Raw genomic sequence first — 21,050 nt, 5'->3', positions numbered from 1 at the left:
GTCTGTTGGTCCAGGGGTCCCAGAACCTGAAATGGCGTGTTCGGGCACGGAGTTCGGTACCACGTACAAGCCGAGGGTAACGCTCTCGGCTGTCGGTTCCGCTCCGACACGCTGTGCGAGCGCGGAATTCACTTCCGAGCGAGTCGGGTCCGGGGTGATGTTGGTAGGGGTGCGAGGCGAAATCGACCTGTTCAGTGCACCGGGGTTCCGCGACTACGTGTGCACGCGGATTTCGCCCGAGGGGCAGTTCATCCTCGACATGTCGAAGGTGGATTTCATCGGAACCGCGGGGCTGTCGGTGCTCGACACCGTCCACGCGGCGAACGTCCGGGACGGGCGGACGTGGGCGATGATCTGCGGTCGGCCGGTATATCGGCTGCTCAGAGCCGCGGGCCAGGAGTCGAGCTACCCCTGCTTCGCTTCCGTGGACAGTGCCCTCGGGGCCTGGCACGGCCGAACGGCCTGACCGTCCGAACCGGCGCCCGACGTCAGTGGGCGCCGGTTCGACTCGTGCGCGGAGGGGCCGACACGCAGCGGCCGTAGGCGCGGAGGGTATCGGTGGCGACCCGGTCCCACGAGTAGCGGGCGCGGGCGCGATCGCAGCCCGCCATGCCGTATCCCGTGCGCAGGGCGTCGTCGTCGAAGATCTGTCGCAGGGCTTCGGCCAGGCGGACCGGGTTGCGCGGTGAGATGAGGCGCCCGGTGATGCCGTCGACCACCGTGTCCCGCATACCACCGACGGCGGACGCCACCACCGGTGTGCCGCAGGCCATCGCCTCCAGCGGAACCATGCCGAACGGCTCGTACCAGGGGGTGCACACGACGGCATCCGCCGAGCGCAGCAGCGAGGGCATGGCGTTCCTCGGCACGCGCCCGACGATCCGTACCCGGTTGCGCACCTTCGTCTCCCGGGCCAGGGTCAGTAATCGCGACGCTTCGGGGTCGTCGGCGACGTCGTCGGCGGCCGGCCCGCCCGCGATGACGAGTTCGGTGTCGGGGAAGTGGGAGAGCGCCTCGATCGCGGTGTCGAACCCCTTGCTCGGCGCCAAGCGGCCGACCATGACGAGTCGATGGCGTTTGCCCTTCTCGTCGGCGCGCCCGTCGGGCGTGAACTCGGCGACGTCGACGCCGGACGGAACCACGGACGTGCGCGAGCGCGGCAGGCCGAGATGGGAGAGTTCGAAGACCTCGTCAGTACACGTCGCCACCACCCGGGTGGCGCCGCGGGCGATCAACTGTTCCAAGTGAATTCGGTTGTGGGTGCTCGACGAATCCGCGCGCTCGAACCGCTGCTCGACCACCCCCAGCGCATGGAACGTCTGGACCACCGGAATGCCCATGGTGCGGGCGGCGAGTTGCGTCGCGATCCCGGACATCCAGTAGTGGGCGTGGACGATGTCGGGCCGTTCGGCTTCCCATTCGGCTTTCAGAACGCTGCCGAACGCCCCCATCAGCGGCAGGATCTCGGCCTCGGACATCCGCCGCGGAGGCCCGACCGGCACGTGCACCACGGTGTATCCGCCGGGGGTCGTGACCCGCGCCGGGGCGTCCTCGCTCTCCGCCCGGGTGTAGACGGTGACGTCGTGACCCTCTCGTGTGAGGGCTGCCGACAGTTCGGCGAGGTGAATGCTCTGCCCCCCGACATCGGCGCCGTCCGAGACGTCGAGAGGACTGGCGTTGGCCGAGACCATCGAAATCCTCAATCGTCTCGAGGTGCCGACGGCTGCCGTTCTCATCGGTTGCCCGCCGCACACGGGAGGTCTGGGTTCGCGATGAATGGCCGTCATGCCACGGGGATTCCCGAACTTCGGGTTTGTAAACCGACCGGCTAGCACTCTGTCACAGGACAGGTGGCACAGGCAGGCCGGTGTTGCGTTCTAATACCAACGCCGCCTACCGCCGACCGCACGACCAGTGGCGCCGAGAATCCACAAGATCGCGCCGATCACCAGGAGGATGATGCCGATGGTCCACAGCCAAGTGAGGCCGGTGAGCCATCCGATCAGGAGCAAGATCAGTCCGAGCACGATCATGACGTTCCTCGATTCTTCATCCCACCGGGGCGAGGCGAGAGTCCGATCCCGGACCCTCCCGCACCCCGTCGACTCCTGCGCCCATTGCGTAGGTCAGATGGCCGCCGAGCGCGCCGCCGACACCGATCGCGAGTAGTCCCGCGGTGCTCGTGACGACAGCGCGTGCGTCCGTTCCGTGTCTGCGGCGAAGGTAGGACGCGAGCATGGCCGTGATGCCGATGGCGTTGGCCTCGGCGTGGATCAGGCCGACGCGGCGCTGACGCGTATCGCGTTCGGCCCAGTCCGCCCAGCCGGTCACCAACGTCGGGGGAGTGGCGAGCAGTCCCAGGCCGATCAGCCTGCGTGCGCCGACGTGATCGCGGAACGCCAGATCGAAGACGGTCGCGCCGACCCACGCACCGATGGGGAGGCTGACGAGAACGGGATGCACGGGGTGCCCGAGCCAGGATCCGCGCAATATCGCACCCGCGCCGGACGAACCGAGCGCCCCTTGGATCCGCTGTTGCAGGAACCGGCTGCCGCCGTCGAGGAACCCGGCGGATTCCGCTTTCCGGAACAGGCTCTCGAGGTTCATGACTCCCGGTTACCCAGGGCGGCGCGAAGAAAACCGGCCTGCCTTGTCGTCGATGCAGGTCGGGCGTAGCGTCGGGACCACGTTCTCGAAGGTGAGGTGAGTGCCGTGAAACTCAATCTCTTCGCTGCTTGGGTCAGCTTCGCTCTCGTGTTGTTGTCGGTGGTCTGTCTCGGCGGATTCCTCGTCGCCGCAGGCTCGGGGCAGGGCGGCTGGGCGGTGATCTCCGGATCTCTGTGCGTCGTCGCGCTGGCCGGAGCGATGGCGCTGTACGGAGGAGCCGTGCGTCACGATCACAGGCTGCACCACGAAACGCCGCACCTCTTCTGACGGCGGCATTTCCGGAAGGTCTCAGGAGTCCGCGAGCCTCCGCTTCTCCGCGTCGATGTCGAAAGTGGCGGGCGGCCAGTCGAGGTCCAGCTTCTCCAGGGCGTCGATCAGCAGCTCGCTGACCGCGATCCGGCTGTACCACTTGCGGTCGCACGGAACCACGTACCACGGCGCGTAATCGGTCGACGTCTCGTCGAGCATCGCCTGATACGCGTCCTGGTATGCGGGCCAGAGCTTGCGCTCGTCGACGTCCGAGGGGTTGTACTTCCAGTATTTGTCCCGGCGTTCCAACCGTTCGCGCAGCCGCGACTTCTGTTCGTCGAGTGAGACGAACATCGCGACCTTCACCAGCGTCGTGCCGCCGGCGACGAGTTCCTTCTCGAAATGGTTGATCTCGTCGTAGCGGCCGCTCCAGATTTCGGCGGGCACGAGATCGTGAACCCGGACCACCAGCACGTCCTCGTAGTGCGACCGGTCGAACACGCCGAGTTGCCCGCCGCGGGGCAGGGCGTTGTCGATCCGCCACAGGAAGTGGTGGCGCTTCTCCTCGGGTGTGGGCACGCCGAACGACGCGTGATCCACGCCCTGCGGATCCACGTGCCCGATGACGTGGCGGACCATCCCGCCTTTACCCGCGGTGTCCATGCCCTGCAGCACGAGGAGCACCGACCGGCCGTCGCCGGATCGTCCGTTGGCGTAGAGCTTCTCCTGGAGGGACGACAGCACCGCACCGCGTTCCTCGAGCAGCGCGACCCCGTCCGACTTGTCGCCGACGAACCCCGGTGTGCTCCCGCAATCGAGTTCGGCGATCCGCTGACCCGGGCGCGATCGCAGGGCCTCGATCGCCGGCGTCTTCCACAATCCGCGTGCCTTGTCTGCCATGTACAAACAGTGCCACAGGAGCGTTACATGGAGTCGTGGGCGGCGAGGTGCACCGGTGTCGTGTCCTGGTGATCGGGACGGGATTTTCGGGTCTGGGCACGGCCATCCAGCTCCGCAAGCGGGGACGCGACGACTTCATCCTGCTGGAGAAGGCGCGGGAGGTCGGCGGCACCTGGCGGGAGAACACGTACCCGGGTTGTGCGTGTGACGTGCCCTCGCACCTGTACTCGTTCTCGTTCGAGCCGAACCCGGACTGGACGCGGATGTGGTCGGGACAGGAGGAGATCTTCGACTATCTGCGCGGCCTGGCCGACAAGTACGACCTGCGGCGCAACATTCATTTCGGCCGCACGATGACGGGCGGGCACTGGGACGCCGAACGGCAACGGTGGCACGTCCACACCGAGTCGGGCGACGAGTACGTCTCCCAGTTCGTCGTGTCCGGGATCGGCGCCCTCCACATCCCGAACGTCCCGGATCTGCCCGGCGCCGACACCTTCGAGGGAACGGCGTTCCACTCGGCGCAGTGGAACCACGACTACGACCTGCGGGGCAAGGAAGTCGCGGTGATCGGCACGGGTGCCAGCGCAGTCCAGTTCGTTCCCGAGATCGTGGGCGACGTAGCCGAGTTGCAGCTGTATCAGCGGACGCCGCCCTGGGTGATACCCGGCCTGAACTTCGGCATTCCGCCGGAGGCGCGGCGCCTGTTGGGCCGGGTCCCGCTGGCCCGTCGAATGGTGCGTGCCGCGGTCTACTGGACTTACGAATCGCTCGCGCTCGGGTTCAACGGGCACTCCCGTCTGATGCGGCCGATCGAGAGCGCGGCGCGGAAGAACCTGAACAGGACCGTCACCGATCCCGAACTTCGCCGGAAGCTGACCCCGTCCTATCGCATCGGTTGCAAGCGGATCCTGGGGTCGGACGTGTACTACCCGGCGTTGATCTCACCGAAGACGGTCGTGATCACCGAGGGCATCGCCGAGGTACGCCCGCACAGTATCGTCGCGGACGACGGGGCTGAGCGGGCGGTGGACGCGATCATCTACGCCACCGGATTCCACGTCACCGACGGCTTCGACAATGTCGACCTCACCGGGGTCGAGGGCCGGCGCCTCGCCGACGAATGGGAGGAACACGGGATCCGCACCCACCTCGGTATCACCGTCGCGGGTTACCCCAACGCGTTCTTCCTCTTCGGCCCCAACACCGGGCTCGGTCACAATTCGGTGGTCTTCATGATCGAGTCGCAGATTCGTTATGCACTGGAGTTGATGGATCTCGTCGACCGGCGCGGCGCCGATTCCGCGGCCGTCCGGCCCGCTGTGCAGAGCCGCTTCAACACCGACATCCAACGGAAACTGGCAAAGGGCGTGTGGTCCACCGGCGGGTGCGTGAGCTGGTACCTGGACTCGCACGGCGTCAACCGCACTATCTGGCCGGGTTCGACCGTGCGCTACTGGCGACGGACGCGGTCGGTCGAACCGGCGGACTTCGAGTTCACACCCGGCTGAACGGCGGGGGCGTCACTCCGTCGACGAGATGGCTTCCCCAGAGGTCCATCCCGGTGATCCGGGCGGTGGCCGTGCCATCCGGGCCCGTGATCTGCAGCTCGGTGCCCGCGGACAGGTCGGCATCGGCGCCGAGGACGTCGGTCAGGGTGCGGACGCGGCCGTGCCAGACGTACCGACCGCTGATGGGTTCGAAGTTTCCCGCCAACTGGACCTGCACGGTCACGGCGGGACGGTCGCCGACGACGACGTCGGCGGGGCCGCGGTAGCCCTCTTCTTCCTCGTGTTCGTTCACACAGGCGAGTTTACCTGTAACTGATAGTTACACAAGAATCGTTCGGCGCTAGTCGGCCTCGGCCGCAGGCGGGCGCAGCGGGTGCGGGATCGCATTGAATCGCGCGGGCGAGCCGTTGACGGCGGCGATACCGGTGACGCCACCCCAGGTCATCATCGTCAGGTAGTTGATCAGATCCTCGACCGACATGGACCGGTTGGAGATCCACCAGTGCGTCGCCAGCTGCACACCGCCGACGATTCCGTACGCCCAGGGGACGGCGCCGCCGGAGTCCATCTCCATCTGCCGCAGCCGCTCGCCGAGAACGGTGGAGAGCACCTCCGCGATCATCCGTTCCGAGTCGGCGACCGTTTCGCGGCCCGGGCCGGAGCCGTTGGCCATGATGTACAGGTAGACGTCGGGATCCGACGCCACCGTCTCGACGTACGCCGTGATGGTGGCGCGGGTGAGCTCGAAGTCGTCGAGGTCTCCGCCGATCGCCTCGTAGATCCGCGGGGCGAGTGTGGTTTCCACGTAGCGCGCCATGGTCGCGTTCGTCAGATCGCTCTTGTCCGCGAAATAGCGGTACAGCACCGTCTTGGAGACACCGATCTCGGATGCGATCTCGTCCATGCCGATGTCCCGTCCACGCAGGCGGATGGCGGCGATCGTTCCGTCGACGAGTTCTTCTCGGCGTGCGATCTTGTGCTCACGCCAGCGGCGCTTGCGCCCATCGGGCTTTGCCGCCTTGTCCAGCTTCGTCATCGACTCGGTCACCTGCTCAGGATCCTTCACGCCGTCGTTCGCCACTGACTCTCTTCACATCCGTTTCGTGTCGCGATCTCCTGTCAGCTTAGTGCTCGGGTCTTGTCGCCCGGCACAACGCCGCCTGTGCGGGCGCGGCTCCGGCGGCGGGGTGGCCGCCTCCGCGCCGACCTTGGGCACAATGGCGCTGTGGACCAATTGAGCCTTTCCGCCTTCGACGACGACGCGAAGCGCCGCGATCTCCGCAAGATGAAGGCTGTCGCGACGGGCTTCCTCGTGTTCGCCACCGTGGTCTACCTCGTGTGCAGGTGGCAGGAATCGCGGGGCGCGGGGGCGTGGGTCGGCTACGTTCGGGCCGCGTCGGAGGCAGGCATGGTCGGTGCGCTGGCCGACTGGTTCGCGGTGACGGCCCTGTTCCGGCATCCGCTGGGGTTGCCGATCCCGCACACCGCGATCATCAAGCGCAAGAAGGACCAGCTGGGGGCGAGCCTCGGCAACTTCGTCGGCCAGAACTTCCTCGCTCCCGAGGTGGTGTCCGCCAAGGTCGAGGCCGCGGAGATCCCGCTGCGGCTGGGCAGGTGGATGGCGCAGCCCAAGCATGCCGCGCGCGTCGCTGCCGAGACGGCCACCATCCTGCGCGGCTTCGTCGAGATCCTGCGCGACGAGGACGTGCAGCAGATCATCGACAGCACGCTGGTGCGCAGGCTGGCCGAGCCCCAGTGGGGGCCGCCGATCGGGCGCGTGCTCGGCGAACTCCTGCGCGAGAACCGGCAGTTGCCGATCCTGGATCTGCTCGCCGAGCGGGCGCACCAGTGGGCGCTCGGGAGTCAGGAGACCATCGACCGGATCGTCAGCCGCGATTCGCCCGCCTGGTCGCCCAAGTTCGTCGACGCCATGCTCGGCGAGAAGATCCACCGCGAGCTCGTCGAATTCACCTGGAAGGTGCGATCCAACCCGGAGCACGAGGTGCGGCAGGCGGCCAACCGCTTCCTCGTCGACTTCGCCGACGACCTGCAGAACGACCCCGCGACCATGGAGAAGGCCGAGAAGATCAAGGCCGAGATCATGGGGCGCGAGGAGGTGACCGGTCTCGCCGCCGCGACGTGGACGGTCGCCAAGCGCCTGATCATGGAATCCGTCGACGACCCGAACAGCACGCTGCGCACGAAGGTCGCGGAGAACGTCGTGCGATTCGGTGAGCGGCTGCGCGACGACCACGAGCTGAGGGCCAAGGTCGACGGGTGGGTGCTCGCCGGTACGCGCTACGTCGTCGTCCACTACACCGACGAGATCACCGCGATCATCTCCGACACCGTCGAGCGCTGGGACGCCGAGGAGGCGTCCAAGAAGATCGAACTGCAGGTGGGACGGGATCTCCAGTTCATCCGCATCAACGGCACCGTGGTCGGGTCGATCGCGGGGCTGCTGATCTACACGTTCTCGACGTTGCTGTTCGGCTGACATCGGCCTCGGCGGAGGGTCCGCTAGCTGGGTGCTAACAGAGTGCTTGCAATTGCTAGCACCCTGCTTTAGGCTTGGTTCTGCCCAGCAACACGGAGGACTGATGGCAAGCGATGATCGCGACGCGGCCGGTGCAGGAGATCTGGCAGCTCGCGTAGTCAGCAACGCCGCTCACGACATCGGAGGTTTCATTCGTGCCCAGCGCGAAGCGGCCCAGGTGTCGATGCGGCAGCTGGCGCAGCTGGCCGGTGTCAGTAATCCGTATCTGAGTCAGATCGAACGTGGGTTGCGCAAGCCCTCGGCCGAGGTGCTTGGGCAGATAGCCAAGGGTCTCCGGGTGTCGTCGGAGGTCCTGTACGTCCAGGCGGGTTACCTCGAGCAGCGGCCACACGGTCCACTCCGTGACGCTCTGCTCGCGGATACGGCCATTACCGAGCGGCAGAAGCAAGTGCTGCTCGAGATCTACGAGTCGTTCTGTCGTGAGAACGAATCGGCGGAAGCGGCCGAATCCCGGACGTCCGAGCTTCGGACAGAAGAACACCAGCGTTCTGATTCCCAGACGCCGGAACCAGAACCCCCCACCGTTGAACAGGAGAAAGCCGATGACTGACCAGAAGACCATCGACAGCGTCAAGACCTCGCTGTACGCGGCCGTAGGCGCCGGAGACGTCGTCGTGCAGGCCGTGGCCGACGTCGTCGCCCAGGTCCGCTCGCGCGCCGAGTCCACCCAGGGTGACGTCGAAGAGCGTGTCGGCGGCGCCAAGGAGCGCATCGCCGGACTCCAGGAAGAGGTCACCGAGGGTGTCGAGAACCTTCGCGACCGCCTCGCCGGACTGCCGTCCGAGCTGCCCGAGGAGCTTGCCGAGCTGCGTGAGAAGTTCACCGCCGACGAGCTGCGCAAGGTCGCCGAGGCCTACCTGAAGGTCGCGTCCGACCTGTACACGTCTCTCGCGGAGCGCGGCGAAGACACCGTCGAGCGCATCCGCAAGCAGCCGGTCGTCGAGGAGGGCATCGGCCGCGCCGAGACCGCCTTCGGCGACGCCGTCGAGCTGACCGAGGAAGCTCTCGGCACCGTTGCACGCCAGACGCGCGCCGTCGGCGAGCAGGCCGCGAAGCTCGCGGGCCGCGCTTCGGGTCGCATCTCCGACACCGCCGAGGGACTCGGCGAAGCCATCGCCGACGCCGGCGACGAGGCTGCCCTGAAGGTTCTCGACCTGGGCGACCAGGCCGAGGAAGCGTCGAAGGACGCCGCCGATCGCGTCGACGCCACCGCTGCCGACGTCCAGGCTCAGGCCGACAAGGCTGCCCAGGCCAAGCACGCCGCTCCCGCCAAGAAGGCTGCTCCGGCCAAGGCTGCGGCAACTCCGGCCCCGGCCCCGGCCAAGAAGGCCGCCGCTCCGGCCAAGAAGGCTGCTCCGGCCAAGAAGGCTTGATCCTTCACGCTTTTCGGCCCCCGCACGTTCGGTGCGGGGGCCGTTTGCGTGTCGACCTCGTAGGATGGGGCTGTGATTCAAGTTGACGGCGTCGTCTCGGTGATCTTGTTGGTGATTCGCATCGTCGCCCTGGGCGGTGCTGCATACGCGCTGTTCCACGCGGCTCGCCAGCGCAAAGACGCGTTCACCGCCGTGGACAAGTTGAGCAAACCGATCTGGCTGAGCATTCTCGCCGTCGCGTTCCTCGTCCTCCTGCTGTTCCCGGCCGTGCAGTTGTTCGGCATCGTCGCGGTCGTCGCGGTGTGCGTCTATCTCGTGGACGTGCGCCCGCGCGTCGACGACGTGCAGCGCGGGCCTCGCTGGTAGCCGCTCCCCACCCCATGAGCACGTGAAGGCGTGGCCCTCGTGCACCCAAACGATGACAATGGGCATTGTGACAATGCTATTGTGGTGACACGGCTACCGAGGAGCTGACATGTCCGTCGTCCATCTGCGTGACTCAGTGAGCGATGCCCACCCGGCCGCGGGACTCGTCGGCGGCCCGTCGCGGCTGCTGCTCCGACGGGCGCACATCGTCCGATGAAGGAATACCGGATCGACGACCTCGCGCGCGAGGCGCGGGTGAGCGTACGAAACGTGCGCGTCTACCAGGACCGCGGCTTGCTCCCGCCGCCACGGAAGCAGGGGCGCACCGGGTGGTACAACGAATCGCACCTCGCCCGTCTGCACCTGATCGGGCGCATGCTCGATCGCGGCTATACGTTCGCCACCATCAGCGAACTTCTCACGGCTGCGCACTACGGCCTCCAGGTCAAGGACGTTCTGGAGACCGACGATCCGGGCAGCCGGTGGAAGAAGCGCAGGCGAGCGGCCCGCCTCACGATCGCCGAGCTGAAACGCATGTTCGGTGCGCAGACCACCGAGGCCAACATCGCCCTGGGCACCGAACTCGGAGTGCTCGTTCCCGCCGGTGACGACTACTCGGTGAACGATCCACGACTGGTCGAGGCGGCGCAGGTCCTCGTCGACGCCGGCATCCCGCTCGAGGACGTCCTCGAACAGACCGCGGCGGTGCGACGAGACCTCTCGGACGTCGCCGCGCGGTTCGTCGCCGTCGTCGCGGACCGCTACCTCGCCGCCGAGGGCGAGCCGCTCGAACTCGACGAGGCGAAAGTCTCGGAGATCGCGCGGCTCGTCGACCAGATGCGTCCCCTCACGCGCGATGCCGTCCAGTCGCTGTTCGAAGAGGCGATGGAGGAACAGATCTCCAAGGCACTCGAACGGGCGGCCCGGCAACTCGGTGAGACACCGGGCCCGGCGACGAGCACAGACACCAACAGAGCAAGTTAGACAGGACAGGGGCAGGAATGACCAGCAGTTCGCGCACCATCGCCTTCCGGGCACTCGCCGGCGCAGCCGGAGTGGGCGCCGTCGTCGCCGCGGCAGCGGCGATCCGCCACAAGCGCGCCACCCGCGGGTTGACGTTGTCGACCGAGGTGGCGCCGAACGAGCTGCTGCGCACCCCGAACCTGCGCCCGGACGTGACGGAGATCCTCACCGACGACGGAGCGACGCTGTACGTCCGCGCCTACGGTCCGGTGGACGGCGATCCCATTGTGCTGAGCCATGGCTGGACCTGTTCCACCGAATACTGGTACCCGCAGGTGAACGCGCTGGCGGACGAGTACCGGGTCATCACCTACGACCAGCGTGGGCACGGCCGCAGCACCGTCGGCTCGCTCCCGCTCGGCCCGGACGTCCTCGCCGACGACCTGTCGGAGGTGCTGAAGGCGACGGTGCGTGACGACAAGAAGGCCGTGCTCGTCGGTCACAGCATGGGTGGCATGAGCATCATGGCGTGGGCAGGCCGTCACCCCGACGAGGTGAAGAAGTACGCGTCGGCAGTTCTGCTCGCCAGCACCGCCTGTGATCGGCTCATCGCCGAGACCACCGTCATCCCGCTGCCGAATCGTTTTCCGCGCGTGCCGGTTCCGGTCGGCCGCGCCGTCCTGAGTACCCCGGTTCCGTTGGTGTCGTCGCCGGTGATGACGCGCGCACTCCAGTACGTGTCGATGTCGCCGAACGCCTCCCGCGCCGAAGTCCAGTTCTGCGAGAACATCGTCCGGGACTGCAAGCCGCGCATCCGCGGCGGCTGGGGCGCCGCGCTCAGCGGCCTCGACATCCACGAGGCTCTCGACAACCTCGACGTCCCGACCACGGTGCTCGTCGGCTCCATGGACCGACTGACCCCACCCGTCCACGCCCGCAAGCTCGCTCGCGTCCTGGACGAGGCCGGTCACCTCGAGCGGCTCATCGTCCTGCCCGGCGTCGGCCACATGAGCTCCGTCGAGAGCATCGACGAGTTCGACAAGGAGATCGTCCGGCTCCGCAATCTCTGATCCGACAGTTGCATGCGGATTGGTCAGGCTCACACGCAATAGCCTGTGAGCCTGACCAATTCGTCGGCATCTACTGGTTGGCGACCACACCGAAACGGCGCAGCGACAGCGCCGGGTTCTTGGCGCGGACCTCTGCGATGCGCTCGGGGGAGACGGTGCCGATCGCGGTCCCGACCCGTTCACCGAGGGACGCGATCACCACCCCCATGGGATCCACGATCATCGACGCACCCGAACCGGCCGGGGCGCTCTGGTCGGCCGCGGCGACGTAGATGGTGTTCTCGATGGCCCGGGCGCGGACGAGCGTGGTCCAGTGGTCTTCCTTGAGCGGGCCGGGCACCCACTCGGCGGGCAGGACCAGGACGTCCGCGCCCGAGTCGACGATGCGCCGGGTCACCTCCGGGAACCGCAGGTCGTAACACGTCTGCATGCCGAAGGTGACGCCGTCGACGGTGAACGTCTCGGGTTCGCCGATCGAGCCGGCCTGCACGAAGTCCGACTCCTTGTAACCGAATGCGTCGTACAGGTGCAGCTTCCGATACGCGGCGGCGATACTGCCGTCGGGGGCAACCGCGACGAGGGTGTTGAAGATGCGGCGCTCGCCCGGGATCGCTTCGTTGATTCCCGCGACGAGGATCAACCGGTGGCGGGCGGCGATCTCGCCGAGCCCGGTGACGAACTCGCCGTCGAGGGATTCGGCGGAGTCCACGAACCGCTCGTCCATCGTCGGGACCGTGAACATCGCGTATTCGGGTGCTGCAAGTACCCGGGCGCCGCCCGCCGCCGCCTCCTCGGCGAACTTCGCGATTCGGCCGAGATTGTCCTGCTTGTCCGAACCCGGTGCGAATTGAGCGATTGCGATGTCGACCATGTCAGTGCCTTTCCGAAGTGACGGGTGCCGGCATCCGTTCGATCTTGCCGAGCACCACGGTGTAACAGAAGATTCCGCCGATCAAGACCGCTCCGGTCGCGAGGAAGGCCCCCGCGAACGAGCCCGTGGAGTCGACCACCATGCCGGTCACGATGGGCGCCGCGATCCCGAGGAGATTGGCGACGAAGTTGACTATTCCGCCGAGCGATCCTGTGTACCCCTGCGGGGCGATCAGGGCGACGATGCTGGAACCGGCGGGAACGGACACAGCCAGTCCGGCTGCGCCGATCGACAGGAAGATCAGCGCGACGGCGATCGATCCCGCGTACGCTGCGCCCGTCACCGCGAGGGACGCGAGCAGGCTGACCACCAGCACGGTTCGGCGCACCTTGGTGACGTCGCCGGTCCGCGCCAGCCATCGGTCCATCAGGATGCCCGCGATGAGGAACTGCGCGATGACGGCGACCAGCCACGGAATCATCGTGTAGATGCCGCCCTTGAGCAGATTCACCCCGAACTGCTTCTCCAGATAGGCCGGCAGCCAGGTGAGCAGGACGTAGTAGGCGTAGGTGTACGACGCGTAGCCGAGCGCCAGGCCCCACGTCTTGCGCCGGCGCAGCAGGTAACCCAGTCCGTTGAGCGACCCGGCCGTCTCGGCGTCTTCGTCCTCCGCGCCGCCGGCCCGGATGAAGTCGAATTCCGCTTGGCTGAGGCGGCCCTTGGCGAGAGCCTGTTTCGGGGTGAGATAGAGCAGCCACCACACGGCCAGGTAACCGACGGACAGGATGCCGGTGAAGATGAACGCCGCGTGCCAGCTGAACGTGGTGACGAGGAAGGCCATGATCGGGATGCCGATGACGTTGGAAATCTTCGCGCACCCGTCGAAGATGGCCGTGGCGGTTCCACGCTCCTGCCGGGGGAACCACTGACCGATGGCCTTCCAGCCTGCGGGCACCGTCGGCGCCTCGCCGACGCCGAGGACCAGACGGGCGACGAGCAGCATGCCGAGACCACCTGCGGCGGCGGACGCGAACGAGGCGACCGCCCACAGGAACGCCGCCGCCCGGTTGACCCACCGGACGCCGATCTTGTCGATGAACGATCCGATCGGCATCTGGAGCATGGCGTACGTCCAGAGGAATGCGGAGGACACCATGCCCATCTGCGACGCACTGATCTCGAAGTCGCGCATGATCTCCGGGGCGGCGATCGAGAGGTTGACGCGGTCGATGTAGTTGACGAACATGCCGACGCCGAGAACGCCGGCGATGGTCCACCGGGCACGGCCCACCTTGGGGTGGGCCGCCGCTTCCGCGCTGTCGGGGGATACCGGTCCCGACGTCTGGGTCGTCATCGTGACTCCCTGATCTGCTTGATCTGCTCGAACGGTGCCGCAAATCCTGCGGCGAGTGCGCCGTGCTGCATGATCAGCGCCATCTGGTCGGCCCCGTAATGCAGCGCGAACTCCTTCTCTTCGACGCTCCATGCCGGGAGCACCCAGGGCTTGCCCGCCTCGGCGGCGGCCGTGGCCACCGCGGCGAGGTCGGTGAAGTCACCCTCTTCGCGTGAGTATGCCCCGCGTTCGCGGCGGAGGGAGAGGTCGGACGGTCCGACGAACACGCCGTCGACGGTGTCGAGTGCCAGGATCTCGGCGATGTTCTCGATCGCTCCGGCGTCCTCGATCATCGGGTAGCACCGGGTGAACGTGTCCTGCTCCGTGACCCACTCGTCGGTGAAACCGCCGTAGTTGGTGGTGCGGCCGCCCGCGAAACTCCGGTCGCCGAGTGGCGGGAACTTCGCGAATGCCGTGACTTCCTTTGCGTGAGCCGCATTCTCGATGTGGGGGATGACGACAGCCGTCGCGCCGAAGTCCAGCGCCTGCTGGATGGGGCCGCGTTCGGGTCCGAGCACCTTCGCCAGGACCTCCATGCCGAGGCTGCGCAGGAACGGGATGAACCGTTCGAGATCCGCGAGGTCGAAGGATCCGTGCTCGATGTCGAGGACCACGGCGCCGTAGCCGATGCCGCGCGCGATCTCCGCTGCGGCGAAGCTCGGGTCGGACAGCCAGATCGCGTAACGCCGATCGGCGGGGGTGCTGTACATGCTGGTGGTCTCCTTTTTCGGGGGGTCGCTTGCCGGAAGCGGGTGGCTCTCGGCGGTCACTGCGCTGTGACCGCCCCCACATCGCTCTGTATATGTCATGTATACACAGAGAATACTTGGTGTGTCCATAGCTTGTATGATCAATTTGTTACGAGTCCGTCAATCCGATGGACCGTTCGACGAAGGGATCGAGATGTCGGCATCGACGCTCGCCGGGCCCACCGGTGAATCCGGACCGGCACGAGATCGGGTCTATGTCTGGTTGCGGGACGAGATCATCCGCGGGTCCATCGAAGGCGGCCGATTCCTCGACGAGCTCTGGGTCTCCGGGACGATGGGAGTCTCACGCACCCCGGTGCGAGAGGCGTTTCACCGGCTCGCCGCCGAACGGTTCATCACGCTGCTTCCGCGCAAGGGTGCGCAGGTGCGCACGGTCACCGGTCGCGAACTCGAAGAGGTCTACCAGACCCGGCTGCTGATCGAAGGCCATGCGGTGTCCACCCTGTGTGCGCGGGGAGTCGGCGCACCCGCGCACATGGTCGATCTGATCGAGCCGATGGAAGCCGCGGGCCGCGAACAGGACTGGTTCGCGGTGTCAGGCCTCGACCGCGAATTCCACCTGACCATGGTCAGCGCAGCGCAGAACTCGGTGCTCACCGAACTCTACGATTCGCTGCGGTCGCGGCAGCAACGCGTCGCCGTCCGCGCGTTGAACGTCGGACCCCAGCGGCTCGACACCATCAACGCGCAGCATCGGGCGCTCGTCGCCGCACTCGACGCCGTCGACGCCGACCAGGCGCTGGAGATCCTCACCGCCCACCTGCGGCCCGTCCCGGAAGTGCTGGCGTTGCTGCCGTCCCAGTAGCGGGACGACGAAACTAGCTGAACACCACCGTCTTACGGCCGTGGACAAGGACGCGGTCCTCGAGATGCCAGCGCAGGCCACGGGACAGCACGAGCTTTTCGATGTCGCGACCCTGCCGGACCATGTCCGCGACCTCGTCTGCGTGGTCGACGCGGATCACGTCCTGCTCGATGATGGGGCCCGCGTCGAGTTCGGCCGTCACGTAGTGGCAGGTTGCGCCGATCAGCTTCACACCGCGGGCGAATGCCTGGTGGTAGGGGCGGGCCCCGACGAAGGACGGCAGGAAGCTGTGGTGGATGTTGATCGCCCGGCCGGCCCAGTGCTCGCACAGTGCCGAGGGCAGCACCTGCATGAAACGCGCCAGCACGACGGCATCGGGGTCATGGGCGTCGACCAGTTCACGCACCTGCTCGAACGCGGGCCCGCGTTCGGCGGGATCCTTCGGGAACGGGACGTGATGGAAGTCGATGCCGTGCTGCCTGGTGACGGTCTCGAGATCGCGGTGGTTGCCGATCACCGCGCAGATGTCGGCCGGCAACTCGCCTCCGGCCGCGCGGCCGAGCAGGTCGTGGAGGCAGTGCGCCTCCTTGCTCACCAGCAGCACCACCCGCTTTCGCTCACCGGTGTCGGACACGGTCCACTCGGTCTCGGGGCCGAGTTCGGCGGCGACGGCCGCGAAGCGCTCCCGGAGTTCCTCGATCGACATGTCTACCGAGGAGGCACGCACTGCCTGCCGGGTGAAGAACCAGCCGGTGTCGGCGTCGGCGTGGTACGCCGCCTCGACGATCCAGCCGCCGACCTCGGCGAGGAACGTCGAGATCCGGGCGACGATGCCGGTGCGGTCGGGGCAGCCGAGAGAAAGAACGTACCGGTGGTCCTCGGTCGAAGCAGCGCTCATGGGCAACAGTCTTTCAGGTCGCGCTCCGGCCGTTCACCACGGCGGTGCCGACGAGGGTGCCGGCGTCGATGTCGTGAATCGCGCGTTCGGTGAGCAGCTGCAGGAGATCGAGACGAATCTGCTCGACCGTCCCGGCGTCGAACGGGGCGAGCGCGCGACGGAAGTTCCCACCCAGGACGAGGTCCCAGGCGAACTCGGGGGTGGCGGGAATGATGTTGGACAGCTCCCGGACCTCGGTCGAGTGCGCGCCCAGCTCGCCCAGCCACTGGTGGAGCGCGTCCGGGGTGTCGATGCGTTCGAGTGGATCGAACGGCGACCCGGCCGGTTCTGGCTCGGGTTCCCGGTGCCGGGCCACGGCGTCCTGGAACGCGCTCGCGAAGTCGCGCAACGCGCCCCGCCGCCACACCGTGATCCCGACCTTGCCGCCCGGCCGGACGAGGCCGGCGAGCCGGGTGAACGCGGCATCCATGTGGGGCAGGAAGAACACGCCGTACGAGCAGGCCAGCGCGTCGTAGCCCGCTTCCGGGACGGTGCTCGGCGGCTCCCAGGTGGTGGCGTCCGCGCAGACGAACTCGATGTTCTGCAATCCACGCTCCGACGCCTTCAGCCGCCCCTGCTCGAGCAGTTCGTCGGCCAGGTCGACGCCGTGGACGAGGCCCGACGGACCCACGGCGGTGGCTGCGGGGAGCGCCGAAGAGCCTGCGCCGCAGCACACGTCGAGGACGGCGTCGCCGGGACGCAGTCCGAGCTGGAAGGCGAGTGACTGCCCGGCCGGCGTCCACACGGCCGTCGTCAGCCGGTCGAACTCCAGCCGCGCCTCGTCGAAGATCGATCCCGGATCGCTCATACGGCGATGCTAGGCCGTGCCGCAAGCCCTGGAAGGCATTGTGCGAAGCTCACAGGTATGTCCGACGTTGCACTGACCCGCTCCCAGGTGGCCGACCTCGTCGACCACACGCTCCTCAAGCCCGAGGCCACCACCGACGACGTGACGGCGCTGATCGCCGAGGCGCGCTCGCTCGGGGTGCTCGCCGTCTGCGTGTCGCCGTCGATGCTGCCGGTCAAGGCGCCGGGTCTGGTGACCGCCGCGGTGGTCGGGTTCCCCTCGGGCAAGCACCACTCGCTGGTCAAGGGGGCCGAGGCTCGGCTCGCCGTGGACCAGGGCGCGCAGGAGATCGACATGGTGATCGACATCGGGGCCGCCGTGGCCGGCGACTTCAACGCGGTGCTGGCCGACGTCCTCACGGTCCGCGAGGCGGTCGGCGACCACACGGTCCTGAAGGTGATCCTCGAGACCGCCGCGCTCAGCGACGAGGCGATCGTGGAAGCGTGCCGGGCCGCCGAGCGGGCCGGGGCGAACTTCGTGAAGACGTCCACCGGATTCCATCCGGCCGGGGGAGCGACCGTGGAGGCGGTGCGGCTGATGGCGCAGACCGTCGGAGGGCGAATCGGCGTGAAGGCAAGCGGCGGGATCCGCACCGCACAGGCCGCGCTCGACATGATCGCGGCCGGTGCGACGCGGCTGGGACTGTCGGGAACCCGTGCCGTCCTGGACGGGTTGCCCGACTGACCCGACGGTCGATCAGACCAGGAGGCCGCAGCTGCTCTGCTGTTCCTGCTGCTGTTGCTGGGTGCCGGCGGCAGGCATCGTATAGGCGCCACCCTCGAGGGTGATCTCGATGGCGTCGTCGGTGACCTTCAACGACGTCGGCTGCATGCCCAGCGGGTAGGTCTGCAGGCTCGAAGTCAGAATCTGGACGACCCCGTCCACCAGGTCGGTGGGGAGGCCGATACCGAGGATCGCCGCACCCACCGTCTCCACTTTCACGGTCCCGTTCACGACCTCCGGTTTGACGGTCAGGTCCGCGAGCCCGGCCGGACCGACGGAGAACCGCAGGGTGCCCGCGCTCGAATCGGCGGTGACACCGCTGATGAGCGAGCCGAACGCCTGCTGCTGCAGCGTCGCGAGGATTCCCGCGGTGGACCAGGTGATGTCCGCGTCGGAACTGCCGATGGTGCCGCTGCTGTCCGCGGTGTTCTCGAGCCGGATGTCGTTGACCTGAGCGTGCACCTGCATCCCCTGGGCGGGGCCGAACTTGGTGTCGTCGCTGTCGATCGTGATGTACGGGACGTTCTTGTCGACCGACTGGAGCAGGACCGGCTTCCAGCTCAGGCCCACGTCCACCTGCGAGCCGAGTTGGCTCTCGAACTGGTCTGCCATGCAGGTCTTCACTCTGTTGCGCACGAAGAGTTCGCCGCCGACGAGGACCGCCACGAGCGCGGCGATGACGACAAGAGAGATGACGAGCACACGGTTACTTCGGGGTGCGGAGTTCGTTCGGGCTGCCATTACACGGATTCTTCCCGACAACTCTGAACAATTTCTGTGAATGCGCCCGCGGCGGGTCGCCGAGATCCGCAGAAATTGTGATGCGTGCCACAAACGCCCAGTAATCTAGGGGAATGTCCGGATGGTTGGCTCCACGTCCCGGTGACCCGGAGCGCGAAGGTGTCGGTGAAGAGCTGACACGCGTCGCGACGGCTCAGGCGGGTTTCTTCACCACTGCGCAAGTGCTGCGCCTCGGTTTCGCCGCCGACGAGATCGATGAGCGCGTCGCCGACGGCTCGTGGGTCAAGGTCGAGCGAGATCTGTTCCGCTTGAAGGATTGTCCGCACTCCGATCTCGAGGAGTTCGCTAAGTGGTGCACCTGGTTCGGTGCCGCCGCCGCGGTCTCCCACCAGAGTGCCGCCGAACTTCACGGCCTCGGGCACCTGTACCCGCGGTTCATCCACCTCTCGACGGTGCTGTCACCGCCGTCGCCGACGCAGCAGCTGGCGCTGCACCGGCGGTCGCTCCGCCCGGAGGACTGCGAGCAGGTGGGCCCCCTGCGCATTACCACGCCGCTGTGCACGGCACTCGACCTCGCCGCGAGCGGCATCTCGCAGGAACTGCTCGACGAGGTGGTCGCCGACGGCGTCGCGATCGGGCGACTGAATGCGCGCGCACTGCACGGGGAGTGCGGATCCCTGCCGGCGCAGGTGGCGCAGCGCGTCGAACACGCACTGGCCACCTGCACCTGACGGATCACCGCTCCGGGATCAGAACGGCCACTCGCCGTCCCGGGTGCCCTCCAGGAGCGGGATCATCGAGAATCCGGCGTCCGACAGTCCGCCGAACGTGTGGCGGTTCGCGGACCCCGTCGGACCGTGTCCGTGGCGGTAGCCCGCCACGTTCCACGTGTACACGGGGACGTCGGCCGGGACGTGCCGGGTCGGATCGCCCCACGCCGCCTGCTCGTCGGTGACGATGACGACGCGGTCGTGGTCGCGGTAATGCTTCCGCACCGCCGACGCCGTGTCCGTGCCGCCCAGGTCGCCGAAACTGTTGACGACCCGCAGCACCGGCTGGTGCTTGAACGGCACGAACCGGCTGTCCGAGCCGAACTCGACCAGGTTGGCCCGCTCCGCGCGCGCCGCCAGTACGGTGCCGAACACCGCGGCCGCGTCCGCCCGCGTCAGTTCCGACCGCGCCGAGACGCGGCTGTAGAACATCGATCCGGACCGGTCGACGAGCACCAGGGTGCGGCCGGGTAGCGACGGGACCGCGGACAGCGACGCCCCGAGTGCCCGTTCGAGTGCGTGTCCCCACCGCAGGCTCGGCGCGTTCCGGTAGGCCGCGAGGAACCGCATCGGAAGCTGCCGCGACTTCGCGACCTCCCCCGGATCGGCGATCCGGGCCGCTACCTGTTCCGCGACGTGGTCGGGGATCCCGGCCTCGTCGAAGTTCCTCAGGTTGCGCAGAAGAGCCATGTACCCCATGGACGGGATCACCGCCTGCCATGCTGCCGCATCCATCGGTCCCTGCAGCCAGCCGGCGAGCGACTCCCACGTCATGCCGGCCGCCGACAGCCGCTCCGGGGTCCGGAGGACGGCACGCCGATCCTCCGGCGGGAGCACCGCCAGCGCCGCCCGTTCCGTGAGCATCCGCAGGCCGGTGGGGATCGTGTTCTCGCGTCCCTGCCGCCGGTCGATCGCGTGCCGGAACAGCTCGCCCTGCCACGTCGCCGACGGCGACGCATGGGTGAGCTCGAGGACGTCGCCGAAGCGGACGTCCCTGGAATCGGAATCCCACTTCAGCAGTGAGCGTTCCGAGTACAGGCGGACAGCGGCATCGGCGACACCGCGCTTGACCGGCTTCGGGATCGAACGACCGTGGCGCGCAATCCAGTAGGCGAGGATCTCACCCGGCTCGTCGGCCCGCTCCAGCGCCGAGGAGATCACGGCGCGGTTGCCGCCGTGCAGACCGGCGCCCAGCCGGGCACGGACGAACTCGGCCGCGGCCACCACCGACGCCGAACGCAGATGCGCGTCGCGGCGCAGCCACCCGATCAGGCGGGCGGTCCACTCCGGGTCCGACAGAGTGACCTGGTGGACGAGTTGGACGAACCGGCCGTCGCGGTCCGGAGCCGACTCGTAGAACGTGTGCTCACCCACCATGTTGGTGACCGCGAGGAGGAACAGCTCGCTCTTCGCGTCGCGGGCGTAGCCGCTGCCGCCCTCGAACGTGCGGCCGGCCGGTTGCGTCTCCGACGTGATGGGGCTCTGTACCTTGGTGCGGCGCAGCGTCTTCAGGTTGAACTTGCTCATAGGTTGTTCC

General features: G+C 67.6%; 25 protein-coding genes. 12 read left to right on the top strand and 13 right to left on the bottom strand.

Features of this window, described 5'->3' with window-relative positions:
- The first annotated feature begins 157 nt into the window (after nt 1–157).
- On the top strand, nt 158–466 hold the full coding sequence (locus ACNJ7E_RS29045; protein ID WP_418341600.1) for an STAS domain-containing protein: 309 nt from the start codon (nt 158–160) through the stop codon (nt 464–466).
- 22 nt (nt 467–488) lie between these two features.
- Here ACNJ7E_RS29045 and ACNJ7E_RS29040 read toward each other — a convergent pair whose 3' ends face one another.
- The 3 genes from ACNJ7E_RS29040 to ACNJ7E_RS29030 all read right to left on the bottom strand — a co-directional run bounded on the left by ACNJ7E_RS29040 (nt 489) and on the right by ACNJ7E_RS29030 (nt 2,607).
- Nucleotides 489–1,703, bottom strand: coding sequence for a glycosyltransferase (locus ACNJ7E_RS29040; protein ID WP_411194622.1), 1,215 nt, complete (start codon nt 1,701–1,703; stop codon nt 489–491).
- Between the two features lie 174 nt (nt 1,704–1,877).
- Nucleotides 1,878–2,033: a DUF6131 family protein gene (locus ACNJ7E_RS29035; RefSeq protein ID WP_005251863.1), complete on the bottom strand. Its 156-nt coding sequence runs from the start codon at nt 2,031–2,033 to the stop codon at nt 1,878–1,880.
- Between the two features lie 16 nt (nt 2,034–2,049).
- On the bottom strand, nt 2,050–2,607 hold the full coding sequence (locus tag ACNJ7E_RS29030) for a DUF2231 domain-containing protein (RefSeq protein WP_280779848.1): 558 nt from the start codon (nt 2,605–2,607) through the stop codon (nt 2,050–2,052).
- A 96-nt stretch (nt 2,608–2,703) separates the two neighbouring features.
- On the opposite strand from ACNJ7E_RS29030, the gene ACNJ7E_RS29025 reads away from it, so the two are divergent.
- Nucleotides 2,704–2,934: a hypothetical protein gene (locus ACNJ7E_RS29025; RefSeq protein WP_016882734.1), complete on the top strand. Its 231-nt coding sequence runs from the start codon at nt 2,704–2,706 to the stop codon at nt 2,932–2,934.
- 21 nt (nt 2,935–2,955) lie between these two features.
- Here ACNJ7E_RS29025 and ACNJ7E_RS29020 read toward each other — a convergent pair whose 3' ends face one another.
- Complete coding sequence (locus tag ACNJ7E_RS29020) at nt 2,956–3,816, bottom strand: polyphosphate kinase 2 family protein (protein ID WP_280779849.1); 861 nt, start codon at nt 3,814–3,816, stop codon at nt 2,956–2,958.
- Between the two features lie 35 nt (nt 3,817–3,851).
- On the opposite strand from ACNJ7E_RS29020, the gene ACNJ7E_RS29015 reads away from it, so the two are divergent.
- Nucleotides 3,852–5,327 carry a flavin-containing monooxygenase gene (locus tag ACNJ7E_RS29015; protein ID WP_418341599.1) on the top strand — a complete coding sequence of 492 codons (1,476 nt, stop codon included), beginning with the start codon at nt 3,852–3,854 and terminating at the stop codon, nt 5,325–5,327.
- Here ACNJ7E_RS29015 and ACNJ7E_RS29010 read toward each other — a convergent pair.
- Together ACNJ7E_RS29010 and ACNJ7E_RS29005 are read right to left on the bottom strand one after the other, a co-directional pair.
- Nucleotides 5,314–5,619: a DUF4873 domain-containing protein gene (locus ACNJ7E_RS29010; RefSeq protein WP_280779851.1), complete on the bottom strand. Its 306-nt coding sequence runs from the start codon at nt 5,617–5,619 to the stop codon at nt 5,314–5,316. The two genes, ACNJ7E_RS29015 and ACNJ7E_RS29010, sit on opposite strands and share 14 nt — an antisense overlap.
- A gap of 48 nt (nt 5,620–5,667) precedes the next feature.
- Nucleotides 5,668–6,408, bottom strand: coding sequence for a TetR/AcrR family transcriptional regulator (locus tag ACNJ7E_RS29005; RefSeq protein ID WP_009474782.1), 741 nt, complete (start codon nt 6,406–6,408; stop codon nt 5,668–5,670).
- A gap of 144 nt (nt 6,409–6,552) precedes the next feature.
- Between ACNJ7E_RS29005 and ACNJ7E_RS29000 the strand changes: the two genes are divergently transcribed.
- The 6 genes from ACNJ7E_RS29000 (at nt 6,553) to ACNJ7E_RS28975 (ending at nt 11,656) form a co-directional block, all read left to right on the top strand.
- Nucleotides 6,553–7,824: a DUF445 domain-containing protein gene (locus ACNJ7E_RS29000; RefSeq protein ID WP_280779852.1), complete on the top strand. Its 1,272-nt coding sequence runs from the start codon at nt 6,553–6,555 to the stop codon at nt 7,822–7,824.
- 103 nt (nt 7,825–7,927) lie between these two features.
- Nucleotides 7,928–8,434: a helix-turn-helix domain-containing protein gene (locus tag ACNJ7E_RS28995; RefSeq protein ID WP_005261063.1), complete on the top strand. Its 507-nt coding sequence runs from the start codon at nt 7,928–7,930 to the stop codon at nt 8,432–8,434.
- Nucleotides 8,427–9,257 (top strand): major lipid droplet protein TadA, encoded by an 831-nt coding sequence (gene tadA / locus ACNJ7E_RS28990; RefSeq protein WP_418341598.1) that lies wholly within the window; start codon nt 8,427–8,429, stop codon nt 9,255–9,257. Before ACNJ7E_RS28995 ends, tadA begins: the two co-directional genes overlap by 8 nt.
- A 72-nt stretch (nt 9,258–9,329) precedes the next feature.
- Entirely contained in the window at nt 9,330–9,623 is a 294-nt protein-coding gene (locus ACNJ7E_RS28985) for a DUF2516 family protein (RefSeq protein WP_005251878.1), read from the top strand.
- A 213-nt stretch (nt 9,624–9,836) separates the two neighbouring features.
- Entirely contained in the window at nt 9,837–10,607 is a 771-nt protein-coding gene (locus tag ACNJ7E_RS28980; RefSeq protein WP_418341597.1) for a MerR family transcriptional regulator, read from the top strand.
- A 17-nt stretch (nt 10,608–10,624) separates the two neighbouring features.
- A complete protein-coding gene (locus ACNJ7E_RS28975; RefSeq protein ID WP_280779854.1) occupies nt 10,625–11,656 on the top strand; it encodes an alpha/beta fold hydrolase in 1,032 nt (343 codons plus the stop codon).
- A gap of 70 nt (nt 11,657–11,726) precedes the next feature.
- On the opposite strand, the gene ACNJ7E_RS28970 is transcribed toward ACNJ7E_RS28975, so the two are convergent.
- Genes ACNJ7E_RS28970 through ACNJ7E_RS28960 form a run of 3 tightly spaced genes read right to left on the bottom strand, consistent with a single transcriptional unit; the run spans nt 11,727 to nt 14,630 of the window.
- Nucleotides 11,727–12,527 carry a carbon-nitrogen hydrolase family protein gene (locus tag ACNJ7E_RS28970; protein WP_280779855.1) on the bottom strand — a complete coding sequence of 267 codons (801 nt, stop codon included), beginning with the start codon at nt 12,525–12,527 and terminating at the stop codon, nt 11,727–11,729.
- A 1-nt stretch (nt 12,528) separates the two neighbouring features.
- Nucleotides 12,529–13,881: an MFS transporter gene (locus ACNJ7E_RS28965; RefSeq protein ID WP_009474777.1), complete on the bottom strand. Its 1,353-nt coding sequence runs from the start codon at nt 13,879–13,881 to the stop codon at nt 12,529–12,531.
- Nucleotides 13,878–14,630: an HpcH/HpaI aldolase family protein gene (locus ACNJ7E_RS28960; RefSeq protein WP_418341596.1), complete on the bottom strand. Its 753-nt coding sequence runs from the start codon at nt 14,628–14,630 to the stop codon at nt 13,878–13,880. The genes ACNJ7E_RS28965 and ACNJ7E_RS28960 overlap by 4 nt, the downstream gene beginning before the upstream one ends.
- 193 nt (nt 14,631–14,823) lie before the next feature.
- Between ACNJ7E_RS28960 and ACNJ7E_RS28955 the strand changes: the two genes are divergently transcribed.
- Nucleotides 14,824–15,495, top strand: coding sequence for a GntR family transcriptional regulator (locus ACNJ7E_RS28955; RefSeq protein ID WP_280779857.1), 672 nt, complete (start codon nt 14,824–14,826; stop codon nt 15,493–15,495).
- A gap of 13 nt (nt 15,496–15,508) precedes the next feature.
- Here the strand turns inward: ACNJ7E_RS28955 and purU are convergent, their stop codons facing one another.
- Nucleotides 15,509–16,393, bottom strand: coding sequence for a formyltetrahydrofolate deformylase (purU, locus tag ACNJ7E_RS28950; RefSeq protein WP_007301369.1), 885 nt, complete (start codon nt 16,391–16,393; stop codon nt 15,509–15,511).
- A 13-nt stretch (nt 16,394–16,406) separates the two neighbouring features.
- The gene (locus ACNJ7E_RS28945) at nt 16,407–17,240 is read right to left on the bottom strand and encodes a class I SAM-dependent methyltransferase (protein WP_283352837.1); all 834 of its coding nucleotides are present in this window, start codon (nt 17,238–17,240) and stop codon (nt 16,407–16,409) included.
- A gap of 57 nt (nt 17,241–17,297) precedes the next feature.
- Between ACNJ7E_RS28945 and deoC the strand changes: the two genes are divergently transcribed.
- Nucleotides 17,298–17,963 (top strand): deoxyribose-phosphate aldolase, encoded by a 666-nt coding sequence (gene deoC / locus ACNJ7E_RS28940; RefSeq protein ID WP_009474772.1) that lies wholly within the window; start codon nt 17,298–17,300, stop codon nt 17,961–17,963.
- Nucleotides 17,964–17,975: 12 nt separating this feature from the next.
- Here the strand turns inward: deoC and ACNJ7E_RS28935 are convergent, their stop codons facing one another.
- On the bottom strand, nt 17,976–18,743 hold the full coding sequence (locus tag ACNJ7E_RS28935) for an LmeA family phospholipid-binding protein (RefSeq protein WP_418341595.1): 768 nt from the start codon (nt 18,741–18,743) through the stop codon (nt 17,976–17,978).
- 113 nt (nt 18,744–18,856) lie between these two features.
- Here ACNJ7E_RS28935 and ACNJ7E_RS28930 point away from each other — a divergent pair, with 113 nt between their 5' ends.
- Complete coding sequence (locus tag ACNJ7E_RS28930) at nt 18,857–19,474, top strand: type IV toxin-antitoxin system AbiEi family antitoxin domain-containing protein (protein ID WP_105416033.1); 618 nt, start codon at nt 18,857–18,859, stop codon at nt 19,472–19,474.
- Between the two features lie 18 nt (nt 19,475–19,492).
- Here the strand turns inward: ACNJ7E_RS28930 and ACNJ7E_RS28925 are convergent, their stop codons facing one another.
- Complete coding sequence (locus tag ACNJ7E_RS28925; RefSeq protein WP_418341594.1) at nt 19,493–21,040, bottom strand: TROVE domain-containing protein; 1,548 nt, start codon at nt 21,038–21,040, stop codon at nt 19,493–19,495.
- Between the last annotated feature and the right edge of the window lie 10 nt (nt 21,041–21,050).

The sequence above is a fragment of the Rhodococcus mengyinensis genome (genome assembly GCF_048381435.1).
GTDB lineage: Bacteria > Actinomycetota > Actinomycetes > Mycobacteriales > Mycobacteriaceae > Rhodococcus_F > Rhodococcus_F opacus_D.
Note: the sequence above shows the minus strand (reverse complement) of the source record. Positions and strands in the feature narration are given on the sequence as shown.

Bases quoted from the DNA above. Each gene is read 5' to 3' on its own strand.
- ACNJ7E_RS28925 (WP_418341594.1), bottom strand. From the start codon at position 21,040: ATGAGCAAGTTCAACCTGAAGACGCTGCGCCGCACCAAGGTACAGAGC.
- tadA (WP_418341598.1), top strand. From the start codon at position 8,427: ATGACTGACCAGAAGACCATCGACAGCGTCAAGACCTCGCTGTACGCG.
- deoC (WP_009474772.1), top strand. From the start codon at position 17,298: ATGTCCGACGTTGCACTGACCCGCTCCCAGGTGGCCGACCTCGTCGAC.
- ACNJ7E_RS28965 (WP_009474777.1), bottom strand. From the start codon at position 13,881: ATGACGACCCAGACGTCGGGACCGGTATCCCCCGACAGCGCGGAAGCG.
- ACNJ7E_RS28930 (WP_105416033.1), top strand. From the start codon at position 18,857: ATGTCCGGATGGTTGGCTCCACGTCCCGGTGACCCGGAGCGCGAAGGT.
- ACNJ7E_RS29020 (WP_280779849.1), bottom strand. From the start codon at position 3,816: ATGGCAGACAAGGCACGCGGATTGTGGAAGACGCCGGCGATCGAGGCC.
- ACNJ7E_RS28935 (WP_418341595.1), bottom strand. From the start codon at position 18,743: ATGGCAGCCCGAACGAACTCCGCACCCCGAAGTAACCGTGTGCTCGTC.
- ACNJ7E_RS29030 (WP_280779848.1), bottom strand. From the start codon at position 2,607: ATGAACCTCGAGAGCCTGTTCCGGAAAGCGGAATCCGCCGGGTTCCTC.
- ACNJ7E_RS29045 (WP_418341600.1), top strand. From the start codon at position 158: ATGTTGGTAGGGGTGCGAGGCGAAATCGACCTGTTCAGTGCACCGGGG.
- ACNJ7E_RS28945 (WP_283352837.1), bottom strand. From the start codon at position 17,240: ATGAGCGATCCGGGATCGATCTTCGACGAGGCGCGGCTGGAGTTCGAC.
- ACNJ7E_RS28960 (WP_418341596.1), bottom strand. From the start codon at position 14,630: ATGTACAGCACCCCCGCCGATCGGCGTTACGCGATCTGGCTGTCCGAC.
- ACNJ7E_RS28970 (WP_280779855.1), bottom strand. From the start codon at position 12,527: ATGGTCGACATCGCAATCGCTCAATTCGCACCGGGTTCGGACAAGCAG.
- ACNJ7E_RS28975 (WP_280779854.1), top strand. From the start codon at position 10,625: ATGACCAGCAGTTCGCGCACCATCGCCTTCCGGGCACTCGCCGGCGCA.
- ACNJ7E_RS28980 (WP_418341597.1), top strand. From the start codon at position 9,837: ATGAAGGAATACCGGATCGACGACCTCGCGCGCGAGGCGCGGGTGAGC.
- purU (WP_007301369.1), bottom strand. From the start codon at position 16,393: ATGAGCGCTGCTTCGACCGAGGACCACCGGTACGTTCTTTCTCTCGGC.
- ACNJ7E_RS28955 (WP_280779857.1), top strand. From the start codon at position 14,824: ATGTCGGCATCGACGCTCGCCGGGCCCACCGGTGAATCCGGACCGGCA.
- ACNJ7E_RS29035 (WP_005251863.1), bottom strand. From the start codon at position 2,033: ATGATCGTGCTCGGACTGATCTTGCTCCTGATCGGATGGCTCACCGGC.
- ACNJ7E_RS28995 (WP_005261063.1), top strand. From the start codon at position 7,928: ATGGCAAGCGATGATCGCGACGCGGCCGGTGCAGGAGATCTGGCAGCT.